Genomic DNA, 25,974 nt, shown 5'->3' with positions numbered 1-25,974 from the left:
GCCGCATGTCTCATATGGTTTGGGCGGCGGTCTTTCGACCACCGCCCGGTCTCAGTAGATGCTTGAGCTCAAGCTGCTCGAACTCAGAGCGTCCTGGTCACCATCTCGACGCGGAAGCACTCGATGACGTCGCCGACGCGCATGTCTTCGTAGTTCTGGAAGGCCATGCCGCATTCCTGGCCACCTGGGACTTCCGCAACTTCGTCCTTGAAGCGCTTCAGGGTCTTCAGCGTGCCTTCGTGGATGACGACGTTATCGCGGATCAGGCGAACGCCCGCACCGCGCTCGACCTTGCCTTCGGTGACACGGCAGCCGGCGATCTTGCCGACCTTGGTGATGTCGAAGATCTCGAGGATCTCCGCATTGCCGATGAAGGTCTCGCGACGCTCCGGCGAAAGCAGGCCGGAGAGCGCAGCCTTCACGTCATCCACGAGATTGTAGATGATCGAATAGTAGCGGATCTCTATGCCTGCCGCCGCGGCAGCCGCGCGCGCCTGCACATTGGCGCGGACGTTGAAGCCGATGATCGCAGCACCCGAGGTTTCCGCCAGCGACACATCGCTTTCGGTGATGCCGCCGGCGCCCGCATGGACGATGCGCGCACGCACCTCGTCGGTGCCGAGCTTGTCCAGCGCCGCGTTGATCGCCTCGATCGAGCCCTGCACGTCGCCCTTGATGACCAGCGGGAATTCCTTCAGCCCGCTCGTCTGCAGCTGCGACATCATCTGTTCGAGCGACCCACGCTGGCCGGCATGCTTGGCCACCGCCTTCTCGCGCGCCAGACGCTGGCGGTATTCGGTGATCTCGCGGGCACGGGCCTCGTTGTTGACGACGGCGAAACGGTCGCCGGCCTGCGGTGTTCCCTGCAGACCAAGCACCTCCACCGGCATTGCCGGCGGCGCTTCCTTGATCTGCCCGCCGCGGTCGTTGACCAGCGCACGCACCCGGCCCCATTCGTTGCCGGCAACGAGGATGTCGCCGGGCATCAGCGTGCCTGTCTGGACCAGCACCGTGGCGACGGGACCGCGGCCCTTGTCGAGCTGGGCTTCGATGACGACGCCCTCGGCGGTGCGGTCCGGATTGGCCTTCAGGTCGAGGATTTCGGCCTGCAGCAGGATCGCTTCGAGCAGCTTGTCGAGATTGGTGCCCTTGGTCGCCGACACTTCGACATCCAGCACCTCGCCGCCCATCGATTCCACGAAGACTTCGTGGCGCAGCAGCTCAGAGCGCACCTTCTGCGGGTCGGCGTCATGCTTGTCGATCTTGTTGATCGCCACGATGATCGGGACGCCGGCCGCCTTGGCATGGCTGATCGATTCGATCGTCTGCGGCATCACGCTGTCATCGGCCGCCACCACGAGGATGGCGATGTCAGTCGCCTGGGCGCCGCGGGCGCGCATCGCCGTGAAGGCGGCGTGGCCGGGCGTGTCGATGAAGGTGATCTTGTGACCGTTCTTCTCGACCTGATAGGCGCCGATATGCTGGGTGATGCCGCCAGCCTCGCCGGACACGACATTTGCGTTGCGGATAGCATCGAGCAGCGACGTCTTGCCGTGATCGACATGGCCCATGATCGTCACCACCGGCGGCCGCGATTCCAGATCTTCTGGGCGATCGGCGATGTTGAACAGGCCTTCCTCAATGTCGGACTCGGCGACGCGGCGAACCGTGTGGCCGAATTCGGTGGCGACCAGCTCGGCCGTGTCGGCGTCGATGACGTCGCCCGGCTTCAGGATCTGGCCCTGTTTCATGAAGAACTTGACCACATCGACGGCGCGCTCGGACATGCGCTGCGCCAGTTCTTGGATGGTGATGGTTTCGGGCAGTATCACTTCGCGCATGACTTTCTCGCGCGGTTCGTTATGCAGCGCGCGCTTGAATTTCTCCTGGCGCCGACGCATCGACGACAGCGAACGCGCACGCGCATCCTCATCGGAAAGTGCGGCGTTCAGCGTCAGCTTGCCGCGGCGGCGATCTTCCTCGCCCTTGGTCGGCTTGGCCGGACGCGCCACTTCGGGCGTGACCGGACGGCGCACCGGGGCACCGGCGCCGGTCCGCTTCGGCTTGATGTCCTCGTCGTCGACTGTCGCCAGTTCGGCGGCCAGCGGCGCGCGGCGACGCGCCTCTTCCTCGGCACGCCGGCGGGACTCGGCCTCAGCCTGCAGCCGAGCCTCTTCCTCGGCCTGGCGGCGCGCGGATTCCTCGCGCTCGCGGCGGCGGCGCTCTTCATCCTCGGCGCGGCGCTTGGCCTCGTCGATGGCGCGCTGGCGATCCTCGACGTCGCGGACCTTCGAGCCCTCAAGGGCCCGGCGGCGCGCCTCCATCTCATTGCGCGACAATTCGTTCAGCACCATGCCGCCGCGCTCGACAGGCGGCGGAGGCGGCGGCGCCTTGGGCGCTTCCTGCACAACGGGCGCTGCCGCGACCGGCGGCTTCGGCGTGAAGACTGACACAGGGGCAGCAGCCGGCTCCGGCTTGTCGCCGGGCAGCGAGAACTTGCGCTTCTTGGTCTCGACCACGACCGCCTTGGTGCGGCCATGCGAGAAGCTTTGGCGCACGGTGCCCTGTTCAGTACCGGGGCGCTTCAGCGTCAAGGTCTTCTTCGGCGTCACACTCAACGTCTTGTCGTCGCCCGATTTCGTATCGCTCATTCCATATCCTCTGCGGCATCATCTTCGTCAGCAACGGCCGCAAGCATTGCCAGATCGTCCGGGGAACCGCCCCGATACCGGTCGAGCGCAACCATGCGCTTCTGGACCGCCCTGCCCGCGTCTCCCGCGAGAACGGCAGCATGTATCACATTTGTACCCCCCAATGCCAAGCTCAACTCGGCCTCGGAGAAAAGTTTGTAGGCAAGGATGGCGGGGCCACCAAGGTGGACGGTTGCCCGTCGCGCCTGGCTGATCTTGCGGACGCCGTCATCTGACGCCTCGGTCGCATGCAACACGAAAAGCGCCAGCCCACCACGCACCGCGCTCTCAACCTTGGTGGCGCCGAGCGCGATCGCGCCTGCCTTGCGGGCAAGACCGAGCATGCCCAGAGCGTATCTGGAAAGCAGCCCGTCGACCATGCCGCCGAGATCGGTCGGCACGATCACCTGCGCCTTAAAGGCGCGAGCGAACAGGTTTTTCGCTGCCGCCTTGTCGATATGTAGGCGGTCGGCCGTCACCCAGCAACCGCGGCCGGGCAGGTTTTTCTTGATATCCGGAACGACGGCCGAATCCGGGCCGACGACGAAACGGATCAGTTCATCCGGTTCGGCCTGTCTGCGCGTGACGATGCAAGTGCGATCGTTCATCTCGTCCAAGGGCGGGTTGTGTGCGATGCGGTTTCACCTCACGCACCAACGGCTTCGTCAGCCGGCACGTCTTCGGCTACAAGCTCGTCTTCGGTGATCCAGCCGGCCTTGAGGCGGGCAGCCAGAACCATCTGCTCGGCATCGGCGCGCGACACGCCGTGACTGGCGAGCACACCGGGGAACACCTTCGTCTCGCCGTCCTTGCGTTCCTTCCAGCCGGTCAGGTCGTCGGCCGCATAGCCGGCGAAATCCTCGATCGTCTTCACGCCGTCCTCGCCGAGCGTCACCATCATGGCGGTGGTCACGCCAGGGATCTCACGCAGCTCGTCCTCGACCCCCAGCGCCTTGCGCTTCTCGTCATGCTCGGCTTCGATCTTCTCCAGATACTCGCGGGCGCGGGCCTGGATTTCCGAGGCGGTGTCCTCGTCGAAGCCGTCGATCGACGCGATCTCGTCGGCATCGACATAGGCGACTTCCTCGACGCTGGTGAAGCCTTCGGAGGCGAGCACCTGGCCGACCATCTCGTCGACGTTGAGCGCATCCATGAACAGCGCCGAGCGTTCGACGAACTCTTTCTGGCGGCGCTCGCTCTCTTCCTGCTCGGTCAGGATGTCGATATCCCAGCCGGTGAGCTGCGAGGCAAGCCGGACGTTCTGGCCGCGGCGGCCGATAGCCAGCGACAGCTGGTCGTCCGGCACCACGACCTCGATGCGTTCGGCGTCCTCGTCGAGCACGACCTTGGCGACTTCCGCCGGCTGCAACGCGTTGACGATGAAGGAAGCGGCCGAAGGCGACCACGGAATGATGTCGATCTTCTCGCCCTGCAATTCGCCGACCACCGCCTGAACGCGGCTGCCGCGCATGCCGACGCAGGCGCCGACCGGATCGATGGAACTGTCACGCGAGATGACGGCGATCTTGGCGCGCGAGCCCGGATCGCGGGCGACCGACTTGATCTCGATGATGCCGTCGTAGATTTCCGGCACTTCCATGGTGAACAGCTTCGCCATGAACTGCGGATGGGTGCGCGACAGGAATATCTGCGGACCGCGCTGCTCGCGGCGCACATCGTAGACATAGGCGCGGACGCGATCGCCATATTTGTAGTTTTCGCGCGGGATCAGCTCGTCGCGGCGGATGATCGCCTCGCCACGGCCGAGATCGACGATGACATTGCCGTATTCGACGCGCTTGACGGTGCCGTTGACGATCTCGCCGATGCGGTCCTTGTACTCGTCATATTGGCGGTCACGCTCGGCCTCGCGCACCTTCTGGACGATGACCTGCTTGGCCGACTGGGCGGCGATGCGGCCGAAATCCATCGGCGGCAGCTGCTCGGCAATGAAGTCGCCGAGCTGGGCGTCGGGATTGCGCTCGCGCGCCGAGGAAATGGCGATCTGCGTCGCATAGTCGTCGACCTTCTCGACCACTTCCATCAGCCGCTGCAGCTTCATCTCGCCGGTGTTCGGATTGATGTCGGCACGGATGTTGGTTTCCTGGCCATAGCGCGAGCGCGCCGCCTTCTGGATCGCATCGGCCATGGCGGCGATGACGATCGACTTGTCGATCGACTTTTCACGCGCGACCGCGTCGGCGATCTGCAGCAGTTCAAGCCTGTTGGCGCTTACAACCATCTTTTTTCTCCCGAGCTTGTTGCCGAGCCTTTGCGCCCGGCAGCCCAATCACATTTCCTGTTCGGTTTCGTCTTCCGCGCCCGCTTCTACGCCCTCTGGCGCGTCTTCGGGTTCGCCGCGGCGCTTCTTGGCTTCCTTGCGCGCCCTGTTGTCCTTCGACAGCGCATCGCGGATAAGGTCATCGGTCAGGATCAGCCGCGCTTCTGCAATCGCATCGTAGGGCACGCGCACCGTCGGCTCCTCGCCATAGGCCGCCTTGTCGCGCTCGATCAGCACGCCGTCCGCATCGCTCTCGGCGATCTTGCCCTTGAAGCGCTTGCGGTCGGCGACAAGGACCGACGTTTCCATCTTCACCAGATGGCCCGTCCAGGTCGCGAAATCCGACTTGCGGACCAGCGGCCGGTCGATACCCGGCGACGACACTTCGAGATGATACGCCTTTTCGATCGGATCATCGACATCGAGGGCCGGCGACACTGCCCGGCTGACCTCTTCGCAATCCTCGACGGTCATGGTGCCGTCCTCGCGCTCGGCCATGATCTGCAGCGTCAGCCCGTTCTGGCCCGTCAGATGCACCCTGACAAGGCGAAAGCCGATGGCACGCAGCACCGGCTGCACGATCAGCGCGACGCGCGCATCGATGCCGCTTTCGCGGATGATGCGGTCGTCGCTGTCGGTCGCCGTTGCGGTCATTCTATTCCTGTCGCTTCATTGGCGGTCGGAAGGTAACAAAAAAGAGCGGGACCGGGTGGACCCACTCTTCGCCATACCGACCAAGAATTTGAGCTTGATATAGACGATCGCGGCCGTCGTTTCAAGTCCGCATGCGGGGTCTGTCGTAAGCAGACGAGTTGCCCGGATTAGGTAGCACACCAGTTGTCCGGTTTTCTGTCTCCGTGAGGAGGCAGCAGCGTTGCACAGGACGCATGGCGGCCATGCGGCAACGTCCCTGTGATATCAGGCAATACGCGCCTATCTATGTTGCGCTGCACAAATTCAGTCACATTGCAGCAGGCGAAAGGGCATAATCATGACCAACCGCAAGGTTTTCTCGGCCATCGGCGATTTCTTCACTGTGTTCGGCAGCGCCGTCGCCGCTTCGCACGCCGTCGAAGCCGGCCGCAAGCCGCGCGCGCACGATCTGCGCAATCTCGGCGTGGATCCGGCCGCCTTCGACAAGATCGGCCGCTTCTAAGACCTGCGAAGCAGGACGAGGACGTCCTTGGTCCTCGTCGACGGCAAAGCGCGCGATGGGGCGCTGCTTAACTTGGTCGCCTATCTTCGGACGAAGGTGAGATAGGCAGGCCGACGGCCTTCGCGAATGGCCTTCGCCTCGTAGCGCGTACCCGGCCAACCCTCATAGGGCCGATGCCAATCGGCTGCCTCTTCAGCCTGCCATTCAAACGCATCATGCGCCCGGCAGTGCAGCAGCGTCCAGTTCACATAGCTATCGATATCGGACGCAAAGCGGAATTTTCCGCCTGACTTCAGGACGCGCGCGAAACGGTCGAGATTGACCGGACTGACGAAGCGGCGCTTCCAGTGTTTCTTTTTCGGCCAGGGATCGGGATAGAGAAGGTCGATGCCGTCGAGCGAGGCTTGCGGGAGCCAGTCGAGCAGGCGCGTGGCATCGTCGTCATAGACCCGAAGATTGGCCAGCGGCCGTTCCCTGACCGCCATCATCATCTTGGCCATGCCGTTGACGAAAGGCTCGACGCCGATAAAGCCGGTCTCAGGAGCTGCCGTCGCCCGATGCAGCAGGTGCTCGCCGCCGCCGAAACCAATCTCGAGATGAATGGCGCAGACATCCGCTTCGAACAGGCTGCGCAGTTCGGCCGGCGGTCCGGCCATCAGATCGAGCCGGTAGGTGCGGAAGCCGCTTTCCAGTGCCGCCGCCTGCTGCGGACGGATGGTCTTGCCGCGCCGGCGACCGAAAAATGCTTCGGTCGCACGGCTTGGCCGGTCTTTCGGATCCACGTCTTTCGGATCTATGGACGCCGCGGCTAGGCCGCGACTGCTTCGGCGGGCGCTTCGGCGAGTGCATCCTTGAGCGCCTTGGCGAGGTCGGTCTTTTCCCAGGAGAAGGACCCGTCGCGGCCGGCCTTGCGGCCGAAATGGCCATAAGAGGACGTCTTGGCATAAATCGGCTTGTTGAGATCGAGGTGACGGCGAATGCCGGACGGCGACAGGTCCATCACGGTGCGCAGCGCCTGCTCGAGCTTCGCCTCATCGACCTTGCCGGTGCCGTGCAGGTCGACATAGACCGACAGCGGCTGGGCGACGCCAATGGCATAGGAAAGCTGGATGGTGCAGCGATCGGCGAGCTTCGCCGCCACCACGTTCTTGGCCAGGTAGCGTGCCGCATAGGCCGCGGAACGATCGACCTTGGTGGTGTCCTTGCCGGAAAAAGCACCGCCGCCATGGGGCGCAGCACCGCCGTAAGTATCGACGATGATCTTGCGTCCGGTCAGGCCGGCGTCGCCGTCGGGGCCGCCGATGACGAACTTGCCCGTCGGGTTGATGTACCAGTTGCAGCTGTCGGCGATCTTCAGCTCGCCCAGCGCCTCGCGGATATAGGGCTCGACGACGTTGCGGACCTTCTTCGAATCCCAGCTGGCGTCGAGATGCTGGGTGGACAGCACGATTTGCGTCACTTCGGCCGCCTTGCCGTCGACATAGCGGACGGTGACCTGGCTCTTGGCGTCCGGCCCGAGCCGGCCGGCATCGCCGTTGCCCTCATGGCGTGCGGCGGCCAGCAGTTCGAGGATCTTATGGCTGTAGTAGATCGGCGCCGGCATCAGATCCGGTGTCTCGCGGCAGGCATAGCCGAACATGATGCCCTGGTCGCCAGCCCCTTCCTCGCCTTGCCGGTCGGAGGCATTGTCAACGCCCTGGCCGATATCCGGCGACTGGCCGTGCAGCAGAACCTCGATCTTTGCCGTCTTCCAGTGGAAACCGGCCTGTTCATAGCCGATTTCGCGGATCGCCTTGCGGGCGGCCGACTTGAACTTCGCCGGATTGACGAGCGGATGACCGGCGGCATCCATCAGGATATTGCCGGCCTTGTCCTTCTTGAGCAGGGTCTCGGGGACGCGCACCTCGCCGGCGATGACGACGCGATTGGTGGTCGCCAGCGTTTCGCAGGCGACGCGGACCTTCCAGGGGTCCATGCCGGTTTTTCTGGCCTCGCGATAGACCAGATCGACGATCTCGTCGGAGATACGATCGCAAACCTTATCGGGATGACCCTCGGCAACGGATTCCGAGGTGAATAAATAGTTTTGCCGCGTCACGGGTGTCCCCTCTTGAAAAAATATCGGCACGCTGCCGATTGGCGCGCCACGTGTTAGCTGTGCCGGGCGGCGCTCGTCAAGCGGCGCGGCCATTCTGGCATGAAAATCGCGCTATTATCTTGCACCACTGCGACCAGCGGCAGGATGCCGCCGGCGAGCTTAGTTCCAACACGTTGGGCGTCGAGCAAAATCGATTTCCTCTCCGGCCTGCCTACAGGATGTAAATTCTGCGATCAGCGAGGTCGTGCCCGGCTACGACATCCTCGCCATTTCCGGCTTTAAACTGCCTGCCAACTCAATCGGCCCAATCAATCGACCTCGTCGGTTGAAAGGGCCTTCACGAGCTCGATGATCTTGCGGCGTATCTTGACGTCGCCAATCTTGACGAAGGCCCGGTTGAGTTGAAGCCCTTCAGGACTGCCGCAGAATTCGACCGCAAAAGTCATTGATGCATCCTCGGCAAATCCGCGGTTGCCCACGGCCTCCTGGCCCGGCGCGTCCTCGAAAAAGAAAGCGACAGGAACACCGAGTATCGAGGCTATTGCCTGCAAACGGCTGGCGCCGACGCGATTGGTTCCCTTCTCGTATTTCTGTATCTGCTGAAACGTTATGCCGAGGTTCTCGCCCAGCTTCTCCTGACTCATTCCCAACATATTGCGGCGAAGCCTGATGCGACTTCCGACATGGATGTCGATAGGATTCGGCTTCTTCTTGTTTTCTTCTGCCATTTTTTCCTCGCCGAATTTTTCCGGCTTTTTGTGTTTTTCTGCCCAAACGAAGCCGGCGGCCAGTGCCCCAACAGAACGACGTACCGACTTCGAGAAATTTCAGGCGGTTACAGTATGAGTTTCTAATGTGTCGACTGTCAATTCACCCGTAGCCTTTGCCTTACATTCAATGCGAAAGCGGCCAGGCCAAGCAGCAACATGATCAGCAGTCCGTTAATGCGCCTTTGGCTGGAAGAAACGACGGACTGATTGGAAATCGGCACATGGACATCGATGGCTCCGCGTGCGTCGATCGCCAGTGCGTCAAGGATGCGTCCGCGCGGATCGACTACAGCGGAGATGCCGTTATTGGCTGCGCGCAACAAGGGCACCCCATTCTCCACAGCGCGAATCTGCGCCTGCCTGAAATGCTGGTATGGACCCGGCGTGTCACCGAACCACGCGTCGTTCGTGACGTTCACAATAAGCTCGGCTGACGTAGCGTCAACCGCCACCAGATCGGGAAAGATGACTTCATAGCAAATGAACGGAAGCGCGCGGATGCCGCCGGGCAGCGCGATCGGATGTCGCTCATTGCCCGCCGCGTAGGTCATCGGCCCGGCGACAAGCTGTTTGAGCCCGAAGCGGCCTAGCAGGTCGGCAAAAGGCAGATATTCGCCAAAGGGCACCAGATGAACCTTGTCGACGGCATCTGCGATTTCACCCTTGTCGTCGATCGCCACCACCGAATTGTAATACCGCCTGTCGGCATTTGCCGTCGAGCCACCCTCCTCCCGGACAACACCGGCGATCAGCATCTGGCCGTCGCCAAGCATCTCGCCCAGCGCGGTCAGCGCATCGGGACGCTGGGCGAACAAGAACGGCACGGAGGTCTCCGGCCATAGGATCAACTGCGGCTTGTCATGGCCAGTCTCCGGCGCTTTGGCCGAAAGTCCCATCAGCGTGGCGAAGATCCGGTCGGGCACCGAAGCGTCCCACTTCTCGCTGAGGTCAACGGCCGGCTGCACAATGCGGACATCGAGGCTGCGTTCCGCAGGCTTCTCCGGAGCAGCAAGCCTGATATAGCCGAAGCCGACATGGGCCGAGACGAGAACGACAAGCAGTGCAGCCCCCAGGCGGACATGCCGGCGCGCCGCAAGCAGGGCCGGCAATGAAAAGACGAAGACCGTCAGCGCGTTCATGCCAACCATGCCGGTCACCGACACGCTCTGCATAAGCAAGGGCACCGGCATCGCCGCGTAGCCGACGGCATTCCAGGGAAAGCCGGTGAATAGAAAGTCGCGCAGCCATTCCGCCAGGGCAAAGCCGAAGCCAAGGGCAGCGATGCGGCCGATGTCGTTGCTCCACAGCAACCGGGCAACCGCTGTCGCGAAGCCGTAGAAAAAGGCGAGCGCCAGCGGAATTCCGACCACTGCGAAGGGGAGCGCCCAGGCGAAGCTGTCGGCCTCGACCAGAAGTGCCGAGCCGATCCACCACAGGCCAGCGAGAAAATAGCCGAAGCCAAACCACCAGCCGATGGCGAAAGCAGGCCGCAAACGCCGGAACCAGCCATCGGAGGCTTCGCCGGTCGCGCCGTCGAGAAGCCAGACCAGCAGCGGGAACGAAACGAAACCGACGGCGAAGAAATCGTAAGGCGCCTGGGCAAGCACCGCCAGCGCCCCGGCAAGAAACGCCACAAGCGCGCGGCGCCAGCCCCACAGCAGAATTATCCGGCCGGCCAGGCGCTTCATCGATGCTTCCGAGTCGTGCGAATCACGGAGCAAGATTTATCAGGCCGCGGTCCGCGCTCCAAACGGCCACCGCTTCAGCCAACGTGCCGGATTGAATTCGGCTCACGACTCCTTGCGGACGCCTGATGCTACGAGCCCGATGACGCGGGCCAACCTTCGCCGAGAACGGAATGAAGAATAGCCGCGTTGCCGCAGCAAGGGTTTGCGATATCGACCGCCTCCCCAAACCACAACCGCGCCTATCGGCGGAGTACCGAATTGGCCGGCTGAGCCGTCGTTATCGGATCGGCATGACGATGCACAATCTTCCAGAGACCATCTTCTGGACGAAAGACGCTCGTCACGCGTAACGCAAGAGGCGTGACATCGCTGCGACCGCCAACCTTGGACCTGAGCCGCTCTACTTCGACGAGGTATGCCAGCTCAGACGTCACACATGTCGCTATGTTCTCGAAACCGGTAGCGTCGCCGTCCCTATAATTCGATGCCGCTTGCTCCATCGTCTCAACGACCTGCTTCCGTCCATGCGCGAAAGGGCCAAAGGGATTGCCCAGTGTTACATCGTCTTGTTGAGAAAAGAGCTTCTTCGCAGGCGCGGGGTTTCCTTTCATGAACTCATCCAGAGCGAGGTGGTATTTTTCAACTGCTTGAGCGAAATCATTGGCGTCGAGGGACATGTCATCCACCATGTCATTTTATTTTCTGATCTGGACTGGCGACTCCCGCAGGTGTCCGCGCCGTAGGCATTTCCCTAACTGCGGTGCAGTGCAGGTCGGCTTGGTCAGTATAGCACGGCGCGGGACAAGTTTCCGCTACAGCGTTTTGAGACGGCGGGCAAATGGCCGCTTATTACCCGTGCAGAAGTTCGCGGGATCGAGCCCAGGGTTGCGTGCTTGAAACGGATCGTCGACCGTCATCGGGCGAGCGGCGTCTTCAAGCCTGCTCGGCGCGCACCGCGCGCCGGCGGCGCTCGCCCTTTTGGGTCTCCACGATGCGCACGCGCTTGACGCGGCGCGGATCGGCGTCGAGCACAAGGAATTCGAAACCAGGTATGGCCTGCACCACTTCGCCGCGGGCCGGAACACGGCCAAGCGTGTTGAAGATCATGCCGCCGATCGTGTCGACATATTCGCCATGCTCGCCGGCGGCGAAATCCTCGCCGATCATCTTGGTGACTTCGTCGATCTCGGCCTTGCCGTCGACGACGAACACGCCCTCGCCGGTCTGGGTGATCATCGGCTCGTCCTCGTCATGCTCGTCCTCGATGTCGCCAACCACCATCTCGACGATGTCCTCGAGCGAGGCCAGGCCATCGGTGCCGCCATACTCATCGATGACCAGCGCCATCTGAGTGCGCATCGCCTGCATCCGCCCCATGAGATCGGAGGCGAGCATCGACGGCGGCACGAAAAGCACCGGGCGGATCAGGTTCAGGTCGCCGATGGTGCGCGCGAGATCGACCTTGGCAAGATCGAGAAGCGTGGTGGCGGCGGCTTTCCTGGTCGTCCTGCCCTTTCTGACGCGGGCGATCTTGGTGATGTGAGCGAGCACGTCGCGGATGTGGACCATGCCGCGCGGATCGTCGAGCGTCTCCGAATAGACCGGCATGCGGGAATGGCCGGATTGCTCGAACAGTCCCAGAAGATCGCCAAGGTTCGTCGTGATCTCGACCGCCTCTATGTCGGCGCGCGGCACCATGACGTCCTCGACGCGCACCTCGCGCAAGCGCAGGATGTTGTTGAGCATGGCCCGTTCGCCGGGCGAAAAGGCGCCAGCATCGCTCGCGGTTTCGGCAAGCGCGTCGGCGATCTCCTCACGCAGGCTGGTGCCGTTGCGCTGCCTGAACAGGCCGAGCACGCGATCGAACAGGGAAGGACCGGCAGGCGATGGCTCGCTGGCGAAGCTGCCGGTCGTGGTACTCGGACTAGAGCCCTCTTCCGTCTGTTCGGATGGCTTGGTCGCACTGCCGGCGTCTGGGCGGGCGGCAGTCTCTGGTTTGTCGTTCATCGTCGTCCGGTCATTTGATCTTTTTAGTTACGCGTAGGGATCGGGAATGGCAAGCCTCGCAAGCGCTGCGCGTTCTTTGGCTTCCATTTCCTCGGCCTCGGCGTCGGTCTCGTGATCGTAGCCCAGCAAATGCAGCAGGCCGTGGATGACGAGATGGATGATATGGTTCTCGACAGGCTTGTCTTCCAGGGCGGCTTCTCGCGCGACCGTCTCGGCGGCCAGCACGATGTCGCCCAGCATGGGCGGCAGCGGACCGCCCTTGGCGAGCGGAAACGCCGGGAAAGACAAGACGTTGGTCGGTTTGTCCTTGCCGCGCCAGCCGGCATTGAGGCTGCGGATATGGGCATCGTCAGAAAAGACTATGCTGAGCTCGGAGCGGCCGGCCACGCCGGTTTCGGCAAACGCAGCGGCAACGGCGCGATCGACCAGCCGCGTCAGCGCGGCCGCATCGGGCCAGTCGCCCGCTTCAACCGCTATATCGATGTCGATGGGAACCGGAAGATCCCCGCCTACAGACTTTTTGTCCTCAGCCATAAGGCCGCATCTTCACATCAGCCTTCGGTGCCCAGGCCCCGGGCCAGCTTGCCGTCGCGGTCGTAGGCCTTGACGATCTCGGCGACCAGCGGATGCCTGACGACGTCGCCTTCGTTGAAGCGCACTGTCACCATGCCGGTAACGCCGTCGAGGATCCGGAGCGCCTCGACCAGACCCGATTTGGTGTTTTGCGGCAGGTCGATCTGGGTCGGATCGCCGGTGACGATCATGCGCGAATTCTCGCCGAGGCGGGTCAGGAACATCTTCATCTGCATCGGTGTGGTGTTCTGCGCCTCGTCGAGGATGACGGCGGCGTGCGCCAGCGTGCGGCCGCGCATGAAGGCTAGCGGCGCGATCTCGATCACCTCGGCGGCAATCGCCCGTTCGACCTTGTCGGCCGGCATCATGTCGTAAAGCGCGTCGTAGAGCGGCCGCAGGTACGGATCGACCTTCTCCTTCATGTCGCCGGGCAGGAAGCCAAGCCGCTCGCCGGCCTCGACGGCCGGCCGCGACAGCACGATGCGCTCGACCATGCCGCGCTCGAGCAGCATCGCCGCATGCGCTACCGCCAGATAGGTCTTGCCGGTGCCGGCCGGGCCGATGCCGAAGACGAGCTCGGACCGCTCCAGCGCGCGCATATAGGCGTCCTGGTTGAGCGAACGGGCATAGATCGTCTTCTTGCGCGTCGATATCTGGGCGGCGGACACCTTGCCCTTGCGCTCCAGCGTCGGCAGCGTCAGCTGGTCGTCGGCGGCGATCGCCATGCGCACGGCGCCGTCGACGTCCGACTGGCCGATGTCAGCGCCTTTCTGGAGAATGCCGTAGAGATTATCCAGGGCGCGCCGCGCCTGCTCGGCGGCCGAGGCGGAGCCCTTGATGGTCAGCTGGTTGCCTCGGGATCGGATATCGACGCCAAGCTTCTGCTCGAGCCTGGCCAGATTCTCGTCGAACTGGCCATAAAGGGCGCTGGCAAGCTTGTTGTTGTCGAAAGTCAGAACGATGTGCGCCATATCCGAAGCCCCCGATGGTAGGTTCTGGGGCAGGTTCTTCACTTCCGCAGCGCTCAACCGTCTCTCCTCATCTGCCGAGACCTTCAGGCCAATTCGGCGAACAGGCTGTTGTAACCCGTCTTCGTGATTCGTACCTGGATAATGTCACCGATTTCGCCGGACTTTTCATCAACAATAACCGGCTGCAGCCACGGCGAGCGGCCGACCTTCTGGCCGGCTTGACGACCGGGCTTCTCGATCAGCGTGTCGATGATGCTGCCGACCAGGCTCGCACCGAAATCCTGCTGCTGCTTCAGCAGCAGCGCCTGCAGCCGCTGCAGACGTTCGTCCTTGACGGCTTCCGGCACATGATCGGCCATCTCGGCGCCCGGCGTGCCGGGGCGAGGCGAATATTTGAACGAGAAGGCCGAGGCATAGTTCACCTGGCGTACAAGGTCCATCGTTGCCTCGAAATCCGCTTCCGTCTCGCCGGGAAAGCCGACGATGAAGTCACCCGAAAGCGCTATATCGCTCCGCGCGGCGCGGATCCGGTCGAGCAGCGTCAGATAGTCCTTTGCCGTATGCCTGCGGTTCATCGCCTTGAGGATGCGGTCGGAGCCGGATTGCACAGGTAAGTGCAAATAAGGCATCAGCGCCGGCAAGTCACGGTGGGCGGCGATCAATTCGTCGTCCATGTCGCGCGGGTGGCTGGTGGTGTAGCGCAACCGCGCCAGCCCGGGAATCTCGGCCAGCCGGAACAGCAGGCGGCCAAGACCCCATTCCTCGGCGTTTTCGCCCTCGCCATGCCAGGCATTGACGTTCTGGCCAAGCAGCGTCACCTCGCGTACGCCGGCTTGCGCCAGCCGCTCGGCCTCGGCGACGATCTGCGCCACCGGCCGCGACACTTCCGAGCCTCTGGTGTACGGCACGACGCAGAAGGTGCAGAACTTGTCGCAGCCTTCCTGCACGGTCAGGAACGCGGTGACGCCGCGCCTGATGATCTCGGCGCGCTTCGGCTGCGGCAGGTGCTCGAACTTGTCCTCGATGGCGTAGTCGGTCTCGACGATCTTTTCGCCGCCGCGCACCCGTGCCAGCACATGCGGAAGCCGGTGATAGGTCTGCGGGCCGATGACCAGATCGACGGCCGGCGAGCGACGGATGATCTCGGCTCCTTCCGCCTGCGCCACGCAGCCGGCGACTCCGACCAGCATCTCGCGGCCGGCCAGAGCCCGTTCGGCCTTCATCTCACGAATGCGGCCGAGTTCGGAATAGACCTTTTCGGCGGCTTTCTCGCGGATATGGCAGGTGTTGAGCAGCACCAGATCGGCCTCGCCGATAGCATCCGTCGCCGCATAGCCATCAGCGGCCAGTGCGTCGGTCATACGCTGCGAATCATAGACATTCATCTGGCAGCCATAGGTCTTGACGAAGACCTTCCTGGTCGCGGCAGATGGTACGACCGCACTTTCGGCCGCACTTTCTATGTCGTCCCGTTCTATCGTATTCAGTTCCATCCGGCGGCTTCTAACGCCTTTCCCAGACAAAAAACAGACGATTCTGCTCCATAGAGCGGGATGCATTTGGATTGGACGGGGCATCCCGCTCTATTTGTTTGTTTTAGCCGCATTTGTGCGACGCCCAGTGATTCCACTTGGCTGCAAAATGCTCTAGCGCCGCGTGTCCTCTTGGATGCGCAAAGAACTATGGAGCACGTGAGCCTTTCCGACCTATCGGCTCGGGCGCGGATCGGCGAGCGCCATGTGCACCATATCACGCACCCGACTTTCCATCAGCCGTGCCGTTTCCTTGCGGTTGGAGCCCTTGGAAAAGGCGACCGGCTCGCCGAAATGCACTTCGACGTCGAGCCCGCCCTCTGCCATCAGAACCTTGAGATGCGGCATCAAATCCTCGTCACCGATCCAGGCGGCAATCGGTCGGTGCCTGCGGCCGAGCGGCACGCCATGCAGGCGCGTGTAGACGATCGCCACCGGCTGGATGAAGACCTTTTCGGCCGCCCCTTCCGAAATCGCCATCGAGGCGGCGCCGAACAGCGTGCTCTTGAACGGCAGGACCATGTTGCCGTCGCCGGTCGAGCCTTCGGCAAACAACACCATGGCGTCGCCCTTGGCCATGCGGCTGGCGATCTCGCTCGCCTGGACGCCCGACGAACGCTTGCGCTCGCGCTCGATGAAGACCGTGCGCTGCAGCTTCGACAGCATGCCGATCAATGGCCAGCCGGCCATGTCGGCCCTGGCGATGAATGTCACGTCGACCATGGACCCCAGCACCATGATGTCGGTCCAGGAGACGTGGTTCGAAGCAACCAATAGCGGGCGCTGGCTGGACAGGGTTCCCTTGACATGGATGCGCATGCCCAGCGCTCGGATGATGAGCCGGTGCCAGATCTTCAGGATGAACGTCTCGCGCCAGAGCCCGGTCTTCATCGATAGGATCTGCAACGGCACGAGGATCAACGAGCCGGCGACAACGAGGCCCAGCGCCAGGAAAATCCTGATTTTTCCGATCATCCGCTCTTGGCCCTGCCCCGAGTTCTGGCTAGAGCGCACAAGCACGCTCTAGCAATTTTGAATCTGCGCTAGCGAAGATCGCGACGCATGACAAGCGCGCCGGTCGGGCCGTGCTCTGGCGATCTGTAATAGTTGGCACGTTTGCCGACCTCGCGGAATCCGAGCCGCCGGTAGAGCGCGATCGCAGCTATGTTGGTCTCGTCGACCTCGAGGAAAAGCGCCTCGGCGCGTTGCGCGTGCAGTTCGCGCAGCACCGCATCCATCAATTGCCAGCCGAGCCCCTGGCGTCGATGGGAGCGCGCCACCGCGACAGTCAGGATCTCGCCTTCACCGGCAGCCAGGCGCGCCAGCACGAAGCCGACCGGCGGCTTGGCACCCTGTCCGGTCTGTCGCGCAGCATAACCGAACACCGTGTCCTGCTCGAGCAGCGTGGCGAACTCGTCGTCGGTCCACGGCCGCACGAAATCCTCGCGATGCAGCACCGACATGGCCGCGCTGTCGGCAGTCGTCAGTGGTTCGAGCGCAAAGTCCCTGCGGCGCGGCTGGAGGAAAGGAATGCGCATCAGTTTTTTTGCCTTGATAGAATAAACCCTGCCTGAGGCTTGGCGTCCGCCCCGCGCAGATAGAGCGGTTTCGGCTTTTCGCCCTCGCCGTTGGCAGCGGCCAGACGGGCATAGACGACAATGTCGGCCGTGGCACTTGTCGGGCCAATGTCGAAGGCGCGCCCGGCCGACGCGGCGATTTGCGTGGCCGCTGTGCCGGCCAGAACCGGAGAACTGTCCGCCGCGATAGTCGCGGCTTGCGAAAGCGTGCTCACGGCCGGACCATAGCGCAGAACCGACACTTCGTCGTAAAGTGCTGCATGGATCTCCTCGCGGCCGGCGTCGAGCGCGGCCAGCACGGCGCGGCCGGGAAATGTCGCTCTCGCTTGCGCCGCCAGCGCTTCCAGCGTCGTCACCCCGATTGCCGGGATTTTCAGCGCCAGCGCTAGGCCCCGCGCCGCCGAGACGCCGACGCGCAGGCCGGTGAAGGAGCCCGGACCGGTGGAGACGGCGATAGCGCCGAGGCCGGCATAGTCGGTTCCGGCCGCCTTCAACGCCTCTTCGATCACGGCCATCAAATGCTCGGCATGGCCTCTGCCAAGATCGAGCACCGAGCGGCCGAGCTCCTTCCCGGCCGCTGCGTCGTAGACGCAGGCGGCGCAGAGATTGGCGGCACAGTCGATGGCAAGCAACTTCATGAGACGGCCGGTTGGAGCACCCGCTTGGGCACAGGGTTCGAAAAACAATTTCCCTGTGCCTGCCATGGCTCATCCCCGCAAGGGGATAATGCATAAATCGTTTGACGGCTTCGCTTCGGCCTCGCCTGAGGACGGTAACTTCCAGCGAGCGCAACCGTTAGGGAACCGGTGCCGGAAGCGCTTATCCGGCCTGCTCGATGCGCAGCATGTGATTGTCCCAGACATAGTCCGGCTCAGACCGTGTCGCGCCGCCCACTTCGACGATTTCGCCGGTGCCCGTCGTCGCCATGAAGTTCGCCCCATCGGGCGCCAAACCGCAGACCTCGGCCAATGCGTTGGTGGTGACGATCCGGCCGCTGGCCGCATCGATCACCGCAAGCGAGTTGCCTTCCGGCGAGGACACCGCGACGGTGCCGGCGGCGGGGTTGGCGGCGACCGAGCCGATGTAGTTCCGGAAGCCGGAGAGGACGTCCTGCGGCATGTCGAGCAGTTGCAGATCCTTGCCACGCGCGGCGCGGCCGACCAGCAGCGGACGATCGGTGCCCTGCCCCCTGTACTGGCAGCCGAACCAGACCGTGCCGGATCGGTCGAGATCCATGTGACGGATCGACAGTTGGTGCAGCTCCGGCGGCAGTTCGTGCTTTTCGATGAGGTCGCCGGTGAGGCGGTCGACCAGCACATAGGAAGGCTTCATCGTTGCGATGTTGAGTTCGGCGCGGCCGTAATCCGGATGGGTCTCGATGCCGCCATTGGCGACGGCGATCGTCCTGCCGTCGCCCAGCAGCAGAAGCTCGTGCGAACCCATGCCGTAGGTCGGGAACTCACCGATGCGCTTGAATTTCGCGCGCGCGTCATAGACGCCGACCACGCCGGCGGCATTGTCGAAATCGTTCTCGGTGGCGTAGAGCAGCGCACCGTCGGTCGAAAACACGCCGTGGCCGAAGAAATGCCGTCCACTGACGCTGGCAATGGTCAGCGGCTCATCGCGGCCTGCGTGGTCGAAGACCACGGCGAAGGTCCCGGGTTGCCTGGCAAAGACCACGGAGCGCTTCGAGACCGGATCGAAGGTGACGTCGTGACCGCGGGCGGGCAGGTCGATGGCGTGCAGGACCTTGCCGGCCTCGGACAGGATGGCCGCGCCATAGCTGCCGTCGCGCTTGACGAAAGCCGTGGCGAAGACGGCGTCCGTGCTAAGCGTCTTCGCCCATGCGGACGGCGCCATCGTGGCGACGAAGCCAATGCCTGCGGCCCTGATGAAATCACGGCGATCGATCAGCGGCGTGCGCATGCTCAGTCGCCGTCGAGCGACGAGAAGCCGGCGGTCAGGCCGAATTCGGCGGTCAGCCTGGTGCCGATCAGGGTCGTCAGGCTGGATGTCACCAGCGAGAAATGATCGAGCTTCTGGCGCAGCGCCGGGTCGGTGAGCGCCTTGTCGATTGGACCTCTGATGGCCGTGGCGTCGGCGGCCCCGTTGACGAGCTGGATGTGGATCGATTCCGCCATCCAGCGCGCGTCAGGCGACAGCGCATCGCCAAGCTGCGAGGCCTGGAACAGCGCGTCCATGCCCGAAAGATTGCCGGTCAGCGAACGCGCCGTGTTTTGCGACCGCCAGTAGATCGCCTGTTTCGGCTTGTCGGCTTGCGGATTGCTGCCCAGAAAGCCTTTCAGGCGCACGTCGCGGACCATTTCCAGCTCGTTGATGAAGACGCCGACCAGTTCGGTCACCGCTTCGGTGCCGTCGCGGTAGAGCGCGTTTTGCGGGCCCGGATTGGCCCAAAGCGCTGCAAAACCGTCGGACTTGTTCCAGGCGTCGCTGACGTCGGCGGCAATCGTTTCGATGTTGCCGGCAACGGCGGCGCCGTAAGCGCAGCGATAGGGATCGTCCTTGTCGGCGAGCCGCTCGGCGCCATCGCCGTAAAGCACGAATTCCAACGCGCCGAGCCCTTGCATGGCGACACTCTTTGTCGCCAGCTGGGCCGGATCGGCGGCGGTCTTATCTTTACCAGCCAGCGCCGCCTGCACCTGTCTCAGGCCGATGCTCTTGCGGTCCGGCCAGAACAGCATGCGCTCCAGCCGGTTGTTCTCGGTTATCGGTCCGATGCGAATGATCTCCACGACCGACCAGGCATCCACGGTGCCGGAGAATTCCGTGCGCACCGCATCGAGATGGTCCTGCGAGGGCGCGTCGCAAAGCGCGCGCATTGCCTTTGTCAGGCTGTCCGCATGGTCATGCAGGCGTGCATAGGCCGGGCGGACAAAGCCATCGATCGCCCGCTGGATCACGTCGGAGGCCTTGACCGCGGCGGACGCCGGCAATGCGCCGGCGAGGACTAGCGGGAGAATCACAGCAAGCGCTAAGCAGGCATTCGTGGGCTGGCCCAAGAATGCCTGCTTAGATTCTTTTGTTTGTCGCAGGTTCTTGCCGCAACACCGTGGGACACTTTTGCGGAACCTGCTTAGACGCTTCGACATCACAACGACTCCAGGAATTTGACCAGTGCGTCGCGATCGGCCGCATCGGCGGCGGCAAAGCGGTCGCGCGCCTTCTGCCCCTCGCCGCCATGCCACAGGATCGCCTCGGCCAACGTGCGCGCGCGCCCGTCATGCAGGAAGAAGCTGTTGCCGTTGACGGTCTCGGTAAGACCGATGCCCCACAGCGGCGGCGTGCGCCATTCGCTGCCGGTAGCCTCGCCCACCGCCTGCCCGTCGGCGAGCCCCGGCCCCATGTCATGCAGCAGAAAGTCGGAATAGGGCCAGATCAACTGGAAGGCCTGCGCCTTATTGGGGGTGCCGCGACGGGTGACGAATTTCGGCGTATGGCAGGGAATGCAGCCCATGTCGTAGAACAGCTTCTTGCCGGCCAGCACTTCGGGCTTGTCGAGATCGCGCCGCGCCGGCACGGCGAGGTTTTGCGAATAGAAGGTGACCAGGTCCATGACCGGCGGCGGCGCCTCAACCGGGCCGAGGCGCTCCTGCACACCGTTTGGCATGGCAAGACATGCCTTTTCGGCCGCGCTGCAATCGCCCCAGTGGTTGGGCACTTCCGGGGTCGAAATGCCGATGTCGCCGGCGAATGCGTCCGCTGCTTGCTGGCGGATCGATGGGGTCTGCCCCTTCCAGCCGAAGCGGCCGAGCGTCGGCTCGCCGCTCTGGCCGTCGCGCACGATGTTGGGCTTGCCGGAAATGCCATCACTGTTCCGATCGTCCGGATCGGCATGGGCGAGAATGTCCGCCGGGGCGATCTGCTCGACCAGGCCAAGGCCGATCATCGGCGGCGTCAAGCGCGGCGAAAGCGTGGTGTGCGGATCGAGCGGCCCGTTGGCGAGATCATCGACCGAATAGCTCGGCTTACGCAGCGAAACCGCGGTGCCGTCCGGCAGCGTGACTTTCTGCTCCTGATAATCGACACGCATCTTGCCTTCGCCCCGTAGCCCCGGAACGGCCAGGTCCTGCAATTGCGAGCCGTAGACCGGATCGGGAAAGTTGAGCACCTTGCGGGCGGCCAGCGCTGCTTTCTCCTCCTCGGTGCTGGCCTGCTGCGCCAGCCGCAGGAACATGGAGGTGGTGCCGGTGTCGCCTTCCGGCGGATGACCGCGGCCGTCCTTCAGATGGCAATTCTGGCACGCCCGCTCGTTGAACAGCGGCCCAAGCCCGTCCGATGCCTGCGTCGACGAGGGCGACGACACCCAGTTCTTGCGGAAAAGGGCATTGCCGAGCTTGAAGGTGCCCTCTTCCTCGAAGGTGATGTTGGCGGAGGATTGCGAGAAGGCGTCCTTGTTGGCATCCTTCCGCGATGTGCCGGCGCCGCCCTGCATCGGCTCGAACTGCTCAGGCTTGGAAAAATCTGATGTCGGCTTGGTGATGGCGATGACGCGCGCCAGATCCTTCGGCGTCAGATCGGTACGGCTGGTGGCAAGGCCCGCCGGTTCCGGCGCGCCGGCCAGCGCCGAGTCCGTCAGCGCGACCACTACGGCAAGCGAAAGCCCGCGAAGCCATCCGTATCGCGGATTTTGCTGGGAAGGCAGGCCGTAATCCTCGGCCCGCCGCAAGCGGCGCAAGAAATCTAAGCGGCGCCGCATTCCCGCATGTCCCTAATCCGCCTCGTCGGCCGATGCGGCGTTGAGCTGGCCATATTTTTCCTCGCCGATCGAGGCGAGCAGGTCGAGTTGCGTCTCGAGGAAGTCGATGTGACCTTCCTCGTCGGACAGCAGATCTTCGAACAGCTTCATCGTCACGTAGTCGCCTGCTTCTTCGCAAATCTCGCGCGAACGCTTGTAGGCGGTGCGCGCGTCGTACTCGCCGGCAAGATCGGATTCGAGCACTTCCTTGACATTCTGTCCGATGCGCAGCGGCGCTACCGACTGCAGGTTCGGATGACCTTCAAGGAAGATGATGCGGGCCACGAGCCGGTCGGCATGGTGCATCTCCTCGATCGATTCCGCGCGTTCCTTCTTCGCCAGCTTGGCGTAGCCCCAGTCTTCCAGCAGCCGGAAATGCACCCAGTACTGATTCACTGCTCCAAGTTCCAGAAATAGAGCCTCGTTAAGCCGCTCTATGATCTGCTGTTCGCCTTTCATGGGTTCTGCTCCCGTATTGGACGCGCAGGCCTCTGACGCGATCCAGGTGTGAAACGATGTCCACGCCGCTCGCCTCCGAGCGGGTGTGGTAATTTTCGGTTACCCGAATGATCGTTTCGACCACATTTGGGAAGCAGCCGCAACAGCGACCACGCTTCTGCATGGCATGATAGATCTTCGCCGGCACGAGAAGCTGCCAGGGATCCTGATCCAGCAGCCCGACGATCGTCTGCTCAATCTCCTTCTCGGTGATGATGTTGCAATGGCAGATCAGCATTATTTGCTCTGTATGGCTGACGGCGCTTGCTCAGCGCCGTGTGGCTTATTTTCTTGGTCGAGCCTGATTCCAAAAACCGTTTTTCATGTGCTGTGCGGACCCTCGGTTCGGGCTCGGGGCATCGATGACTACTGGAACACCTTGTCTGGCGCATCGAGGCTGTCCGACCCCTCGAAGGCAATGGCATTGAGTTTCAGGGTGCCGACGGCGCGTTCGATCGACTTGGTCTGGTCGACCAGCGCGTCGATCGCCGCCTGCACGGTGGCGTTGCCTTCGGTGTTGCCTTCGCCGATCTGCTGGTCATAGGCCTCGCCGCCAAGCGCCCGCGCCTTGATGGCTTCCATCTTGGCGACGGTGACATCCAGCTTGTCCGACAGCTCCTTGTCGATCGCCGGATCGGCCTCCTTGACCATGTCGGATACCGAGGGGCCTTCGACGACGGTGCCGTCGAGACGCGTGTAGCTGCCACGATAGGCGGCGCGAATGCCGACGGCATCGTAGAGATGAGAATCATAGGTGTTGTCGGAGAAGCAGTCATGCTCCTCTTCCGGATCGTGCAGCAGCAGGCCGAGCTTCATGCGCTCGCCGGCGAGTTCGCCATAGGACAGCGAGCCCATGCCGGTGAGGATGGTCGAGATGCCGGCTTTCGGCTCGCCGTCGGCAAGATTCTTGCGGGCGGCGCCGCCTTCCTTCCAGTCGTTGACCATGTCCTGCAGATCGGTAACCAGAAGGTCGCTGGCCGACTTCAGGTACTGCGCGCGACGATCGCAATTGCCGCCGGTGCAGTTGGTGAGATCATAGTCCGTGTAGGGCCGTTCGCCGGCGCCCGGGCCGGTGCCGTGCAGGTCCTGGCCCCACAGCAGGAATTCGATGGCGTGATAGCCGGTCGCCACATTGGCCTCGATGCCGCCGGCCTCCTGCAGCGTTGAGGAGAGGAATTCCGGAGTAAGATTGGTGGCGTCGATCTTCTTGCCGTCGATCTCGATCGACTTGTTGGCGATCACATTGGCGGTGTAGAGCGCATTGGCGTCCGACTCGGTGCCGTAGCCGGCGGCGACATAGTCGATCAGGCCTTCGTCCAGCGGCCAGGCATTCACCTTGCCTTCCCAGTCGTCGACGATGGCGTTGCCGAAGCGGTAGACTTCGGTCTGCTGATAAGGAACGCGCGACGCCTTCCAGGCCTCTCGGGCGGCAGTCAGCGTTTCCGCCGAAGGCTTGGCGATCAGCGCGTCGACGGCCTTGTCGAGCGCCTGTGCCGTGGTCAGCGAATCTTCATATTTGGCGAGCGCAATATCGGAATAGGTCTTGATGACCGCCTTGGCATCGGTTTCCGCCTTGGCCGGCAACACGAATATCGCCGCCGTCAATGCCGCCGTGGCGCCGATCGCTGCAAGCCTGCTGCCATATCGCGCCGTGATCATCGCTCTCATGATTGTCATCTCCCTCGGGAATTCAGTGAAATGCCGGCGCCAAAGGCGCGTCGGCAGGCAATCGGCGCCATGGCAAGCCCATGCCATTGGGCGAAAAACAGGCCGCGACATAGCGCGGTTCGCGGAAGAAAGACATCGAAATGCCTCCAATCGAAAGGGTTCAAGGCCCAGACATCAAAGGGATGCGCTTGACACGCAAGCTTCCATAAAGCGATGAAGGCGCCGGAAGTCAATCAATTTCAGAAAGAAAAGCCAATCGAAACAATAGTTTAGAATTATTCTAAACTGCGAGTGTCAACTTTAGCCGCATATATTGTGCCGTCATTGAACAGCACTCTTGGCGGACCGCCATTCCGGGTGCGACCCGCAAAGGCGGTCTTGCGGCGGCGTCAGACAATTGCCACTTGGCGAGACGTCCTAGACTTGGATCAAGGAATTGGGGCTGCGATGAAAAACGGTGTGGTCATTGTCGGTGCGGGTCATGCGGGCGTGCAAGCGGCCGCCAGCCTGCGCGAGGACGGTTACGAGGGGCCCGTGATCCTCGTCAGCGACGAGAACGAACTGCCCTACCACAAGCCGCCGCTGTCGAAGACCTTCATCAAGGATCAAGAGGCCAAACCGCAGCCGCTGCGCGGCGAGGCCTTTTATACCGGCAGCGCGATCGACTACCGGCCGGGTGTCCGCATCGATCGCATCGATGCCGGCGGACGCAGGCTGGAAATATCAGGTGGTGGCGTGCTGCCTTTCGACCGGCTCATCCTGGCGACCGGTTCGCGACCGCGTATCCTGCCGCTGCCGGGTTCGGATTTTTCAGGCGTTGTGTCGCTGCGCTCGCTCGCCGACGCGCGCCTGATCCGTGAATTGAGCGCGCAGAGCGAGGATGTCGTCATCTTAGGCGGCGGCTTCATCGGGCTGGAGATCGCCGCGACGCTCAAAGCGGCCGGCCGCAAGGTCACCGTGGTCGAGGCGATCGACCGGCTGCTTGGCCGGGCGGTGGCGCCGATCATCGCGAGCCATGTGCGGCAGCGGCTGGAAGCGACTGGTGTGCGCATCCTCACCGGAACCACCATTGCGCGGCTCGAAGGTGAGAGCGGCCATGTCTCGGTCGCTGTCAGCTCGAACGGCGAGCGCCTGCCGGCGCAGATGGTCATCATCGGCATCGGCGTCGTGCCCAATGTCGAGCTGGCGCAAGCTGCAGGCATCACCATCGCCAACGGCATCCGCGTCGACCAGCAAATGCGCACCTCGATGCCCGAAATCCTCGCCATCGGCGATGCCGCCTCCTACCGGCACTGGCTGACCGGCGGCGACGTGCGGCTGGAATCGGTGCAGAATGCGACCGACCAGGCGCGTCTTGCCGCCCGCACCATCCTCGGCCATGCGGACGGCTTCGCGGCGGTGCCGTGGTTCTGGTCCGACATCGGCGACATGAAGCTGCAGATGGTCGGCCTGATTTCGGGCGGCGACAGCCATGTCGTGCTGGGCGAGGTCAACGAGAACAGGTTCTCGATCTATCACTATGCTGGAAATCGTCTGCTCGGCATCGAATCGGTCAACCGGCCGGGCGACCATATGCTTGGCCGCAAGATGCTCGGCGCCGGCTTCTCGCCAACGCCGCAGATGGTCGCGACCGGGCCCGACGGACTGAAGGCGGCGCTCGCCGCCTTCCAGCAGGAAGAGCCTGTCCGCGCCGCTGAATAGGATTACCG

24 protein-coding genes are annotated in these 25,974 nt (G+C 63.2%); 2 read left to right on the top strand and 22 right to left on the bottom strand.

Going from position 1 to position 25,974, the window contains the following annotated elements; translation table 11 throughout:
• Positions 1-83 precede the first annotated feature (83 nt).
• From infB to rimP, 4 genes are read right to left on the bottom strand one after another with little or no spacing between them, the layout of a single operon-like run.
• A complete protein-coding gene (gene infB, locus CIT25_RS26125) occupies positions 84-2,651 on the bottom strand; it encodes a translation initiation factor IF-2 (RefSeq protein ID WP_095487867.1) in 2,568 nt (855 codons plus the stop codon).
• On the bottom strand, positions 2,648-3,298 hold the full coding sequence (locus CIT25_RS26120) for an RNA-binding protein (protein ID WP_095487865.1): 651 nt from the start codon (positions 3,296-3,298) through the stop codon (positions 2,648-2,650). Before CIT25_RS26120 ends, infB begins: the two co-directional genes overlap by 4 nt.
• Before the next feature lie 38 nt (positions 3,299-3,336).
• Positions 3,337-4,932, bottom strand: coding sequence for a transcription termination factor NusA (gene nusA / locus CIT25_RS26115; protein ID WP_095488072.1), 1,596 nt, complete (start codon positions 4,930-4,932; stop codon positions 3,337-3,339).
• Positions 4,933-4,980: 48 nt separating this feature from the next.
• A complete protein-coding gene (gene rimP / locus CIT25_RS26110) occupies positions 4,981-5,625 on the bottom strand; it encodes a ribosome maturation factor RimP (protein ID WP_095487863.1) in 645 nt (214 codons plus the stop codon).
• Between the two features lie 337 nt (positions 5,626-5,962).
• Here rimP and CIT25_RS26105 point away from each other — a divergent pair, with 337 nt between their 5' ends.
• Complete coding sequence (locus CIT25_RS26105; protein WP_095487861.1) at positions 5,963-6,127, top strand: hypothetical protein; 165 nt, start codon at positions 5,963-5,965, stop codon at positions 6,125-6,127.
• 80 nt (positions 6,128-6,207) lie between these two features.
• On the opposite strand, the gene trmB is transcribed toward CIT25_RS26105, so the two are convergent.
• The 18 genes from trmB to CIT25_RS26015 all read right to left on the bottom strand — a co-directional run bounded on the left by trmB (position 6,208) and on the right by CIT25_RS26015 (position 24,256).
• Positions 6,208-6,909, bottom strand: a complete 702-nt coding sequence (gene trmB, locus CIT25_RS26100; RefSeq protein ID WP_095487859.1) for a tRNA (guanosine(46)-N7)-methyltransferase TrmB — start codon at positions 6,907-6,909, stop codon at positions 6,208-6,210.
• Positions 6,910-6,935: 26 nt separating this feature from the next.
• Positions 6,936-8,225, bottom strand: coding sequence for a methionine adenosyltransferase (gene metK / locus CIT25_RS26095; RefSeq protein WP_095488070.1), 1,290 nt, complete (start codon positions 8,223-8,225; stop codon positions 6,936-6,938).
• 308 nt (positions 8,226-8,533) lie between these two features.
• Entirely contained in the window at positions 8,534-8,953 is a 420-nt protein-coding gene (locus CIT25_RS26090) for a helix-turn-helix domain-containing protein (protein WP_095487857.1), read from the bottom strand.
• 137 nt (positions 8,954-9,090) lie between these two features.
• The gene (lnt, locus tag CIT25_RS26085; RefSeq protein ID WP_095487856.1) at positions 9,091-10,683 is read right to left on the bottom strand and encodes an apolipoprotein N-acyltransferase; all 1,593 of its coding nucleotides are present in this window, start codon (positions 10,681-10,683) and stop codon (positions 9,091-9,093) included.
• 239 nt (positions 10,684-10,922) lie between these two features.
• The gene (locus CIT25_RS26080; protein ID WP_095488069.1) at positions 10,923-11,360 is read right to left on the bottom strand and encodes a YybH family protein; all 438 of its coding nucleotides are present in this window, start codon (positions 11,358-11,360) and stop codon (positions 10,923-10,925) included.
• Between the two features lie 256 nt (positions 11,361-11,616).
• On the bottom strand, positions 11,617-12,690 hold the full coding sequence (locus CIT25_RS26075) for a hemolysin family protein (protein WP_095487854.1): 1,074 nt from the start codon (positions 12,688-12,690) through the stop codon (positions 11,617-11,619).
• A gap of 27 nt (positions 12,691-12,717) precedes the next feature.
• Positions 12,718-13,224, bottom strand: coding sequence for an rRNA maturation RNase YbeY (gene ybeY / locus CIT25_RS26070; protein WP_095487852.1), 507 nt, complete (start codon positions 13,222-13,224; stop codon positions 12,718-12,720).
• Between the two features lie 17 nt (positions 13,225-13,241).
• A complete protein-coding gene (locus CIT25_RS26065) occupies positions 13,242-14,234 on the bottom strand; it encodes a PhoH family protein (RefSeq protein ID WP_366664388.1) in 993 nt (330 codons plus the stop codon).
• An 83-nt stretch (positions 14,235-14,317) separates the two neighbouring features.
• A complete protein-coding gene (gene miaB / locus CIT25_RS26060) occupies positions 14,318-15,727 on the bottom strand; it encodes a tRNA (N6-isopentenyl adenosine(37)-C2)-methylthiotransferase MiaB (protein WP_095487848.1) in 1,410 nt (469 codons plus the stop codon).
• 213 nt (positions 15,728-15,940) lie between these two features.
• A complete protein-coding gene (olsA, locus tag CIT25_RS26055) occupies positions 15,941-16,741 on the bottom strand; it encodes a lyso-ornithine lipid O-acyltransferase (RefSeq protein WP_095487846.1) in 801 nt (266 codons plus the stop codon).
• Positions 16,742-16,809: 68 nt separating this feature from the next.
• Positions 16,810-17,304: a ribosomal protein S18-alanine N-acetyltransferase gene (gene rimI, locus CIT25_RS26050; protein ID WP_095487844.1), complete on the bottom strand. Its 495-nt coding sequence runs from the start codon at positions 17,302-17,304 to the stop codon at positions 16,810-16,812.
• On the bottom strand, positions 17,304-17,981 hold the full coding sequence (gene tsaB, locus CIT25_RS26045) for a tRNA (adenosine(37)-N6)-threonylcarbamoyltransferase complex dimerization subunit type 1 TsaB (protein ID WP_095487842.1): 678 nt from the start codon (positions 17,979-17,981) through the stop codon (positions 17,304-17,306). The genes rimI and tsaB overlap by 1 nt, the downstream gene beginning before the upstream one ends.
• Before the next feature lie 181 nt (positions 17,982-18,162).
• Complete coding sequence (locus CIT25_RS26040) at positions 18,163-19,269, bottom strand: DUF1513 domain-containing protein (RefSeq protein WP_095487840.1); 1,107 nt, start codon at positions 19,267-19,269, stop codon at positions 18,163-18,165.
• Positions 19,270-19,271: 2 nt separating this feature from the next.
• Positions 19,272-20,327, bottom strand: coding sequence for an imelysin family protein (locus CIT25_RS26035; RefSeq protein ID WP_245329990.1), 1,056 nt, complete (start codon positions 20,325-20,327; stop codon positions 19,272-19,274).
• Positions 20,328-20,452: 125 nt separating this feature from the next.
• A complete protein-coding gene (locus CIT25_RS26030) occupies positions 20,453-22,060 on the bottom strand; it encodes a di-heme oxidoreductase family protein (protein ID WP_095487836.1) in 1,608 nt (535 codons plus the stop codon).
• Positions 22,061-22,072: 12 nt separating this feature from the next.
• A complete protein-coding gene (bfr, locus tag CIT25_RS26025; RefSeq protein WP_077377191.1) occupies positions 22,073-22,558 on the bottom strand; it encodes a bacterioferritin in 486 nt (161 codons plus the stop codon).
• Positions 22,524-22,835, bottom strand: a complete 312-nt coding sequence (locus tag CIT25_RS26020) for a (2Fe-2S)-binding protein (protein ID WP_095487834.1) — start codon at positions 22,833-22,835, stop codon at positions 22,524-22,526. The genes bfr and CIT25_RS26020 overlap by 35 nt, the downstream gene beginning before the upstream one ends.
• Before the next feature lie 128 nt (positions 22,836-22,963).
• Positions 22,964-24,256: an imelysin family protein gene (locus tag CIT25_RS26015; protein WP_206072996.1), complete on the bottom strand. Its 1,293-nt coding sequence runs from the start codon at positions 24,254-24,256 to the stop codon at positions 22,964-22,966.
• Between the two features lie 456 nt (positions 24,257-24,712).
• Here CIT25_RS26015 and CIT25_RS26010 point away from each other — a divergent pair, with 456 nt between their 5' ends.
• Positions 24,713-25,966, top strand: a complete 1,254-nt coding sequence (locus tag CIT25_RS26010) for an NAD(P)/FAD-dependent oxidoreductase (protein WP_095487832.1) — start codon at positions 24,713-24,715, stop codon at positions 25,964-25,966.
• Positions 25,967-25,974: the final 8 nt, after the last annotated feature.

It is taken from the genome of Mesorhizobium mediterraneum (assembly GCF_002284565.1).
GTDB classification, from domain to species: domain Bacteria; phylum Pseudomonadota; class Alphaproteobacteria; order Rhizobiales; family Rhizobiaceae; genus Mesorhizobium; species Mesorhizobium mediterraneum.
Note: the sequence above shows the minus strand (reverse complement) of the source record. Positions and strands in the feature narration are given on the sequence as shown.

Coding starts and splice junctions, on each gene's coding strand:
- infB (WP_095487867.1), bottom strand. CDS start 2,651: ATGAGCGATACGAAATCGGGCGACGACAAGACGTTGAGTGTGACGCCG.
- CIT25_RS26120 (WP_095487865.1), bottom strand. CDS start 3,298: ATGAACGATCGCACTTGCATCGTCACGCGCAGACAGGCCGAACCGGAT.
- nusA (WP_095488072.1), bottom strand. CDS start 4,932: ATGGTTGTAAGCGCCAACAGGCTTGAACTGCTGCAGATCGCCGACGCG.
- rimP (WP_095487863.1), bottom strand. CDS start 5,625: ATGACCGCAACGGCGACCGACAGCGACGACCGCATCATCCGCGAAAGC.
- CIT25_RS26105 (WP_095487861.1), top strand. CDS start 5,963: ATGACCAACCGCAAGGTTTTCTCGGCCATCGGCGATTTCTTCACTGTG.
- CIT25_RS26090 (WP_095487857.1), bottom strand. CDS start 8,953: ATGGCAGAAGAAAACAAGAAGAAGCCGAATCCTATCGACATCCATGTC.
- lnt (WP_095487856.1), bottom strand. CDS start 10,683: ATGAAGCGCCTGGCCGGCCGGATAATTCTGCTGTGGGGCTGGCGCCGC.
- CIT25_RS26080 (WP_095488069.1), bottom strand. CDS start 11,360: ATGTCCCTCGACGCCAATGATTTCGCTCAAGCAGTTGAAAAATACCAC.
- CIT25_RS26075 (WP_095487854.1), bottom strand. CDS start 12,690: ATGAACGACAAACCAGAGACTGCCGCCCGCCCAGACGCCGGCAGTGCG.
- ybeY (WP_095487852.1), bottom strand. CDS start 13,224: ATGGCTGAGGACAAAAAGTCTGTAGGCGGGGATCTTCCGGTTCCCATC.
- CIT25_RS26065 (WP_366664388.1), bottom strand. CDS start 14,234: ATGGCGCACATCGTTCTGACTTTCGACAACAACAAGCTTGCCAGCGCC.
- miaB (WP_095487848.1), bottom strand. CDS start 15,727: ATGGAACTGAATACGATAGAACGGGACGACATAGAAAGTGCGGCCGAA.
- olsA (WP_095487846.1), bottom strand. CDS start 16,741: ATGATCGGAAAAATCAGGATTTTCCTGGCGCTGGGCCTCGTTGTCGCC.
- rimI (WP_095487844.1), bottom strand. CDS start 17,304: ATGCGCATTCCTTTCCTCCAGCCGCGCCGCAGGGACTTTGCGCTCGAA.
- tsaB (WP_095487842.1), bottom strand. CDS start 17,981: ATGAAGTTGCTTGCCATCGACTGTGCCGCCAATCTCTGCGCCGCCTGC.
- CIT25_RS26040 (WP_095487840.1), bottom strand. CDS start 19,269: ATGCGCACGCCGCTGATCGATCGCCGTGATTTCATCAGGGCCGCAGGC.
- CIT25_RS26030 (WP_095487836.1), bottom strand. CDS start 22,060: ATGCGGCGCCGCTTAGATTTCTTGCGCCGCTTGCGGCGGGCCGAGGAT.
- bfr (WP_077377191.1), bottom strand. CDS start 22,558: ATGAAAGGCGAACAGCAGATCATAGAGCGGCTTAACGAGGCTCTATTT.
- CIT25_RS26020 (WP_095487834.1), bottom strand. CDS start 22,835: ATGCTGATCTGCCATTGCAACATCATCACCGAGAAGGAGATTGAGCAG.
- CIT25_RS26015 (WP_206072996.1), bottom strand. CDS start 24,256: ATGATCACGGCGCGATATGGCAGCAGGCTTGCAGCGATCGGCGCCACG.
- CIT25_RS26010 (WP_095487832.1), top strand. CDS start 24,713: ATGAAAAACGGTGTGGTCATTGTCGGTGCGGGTCATGCGGGCGTGCAA.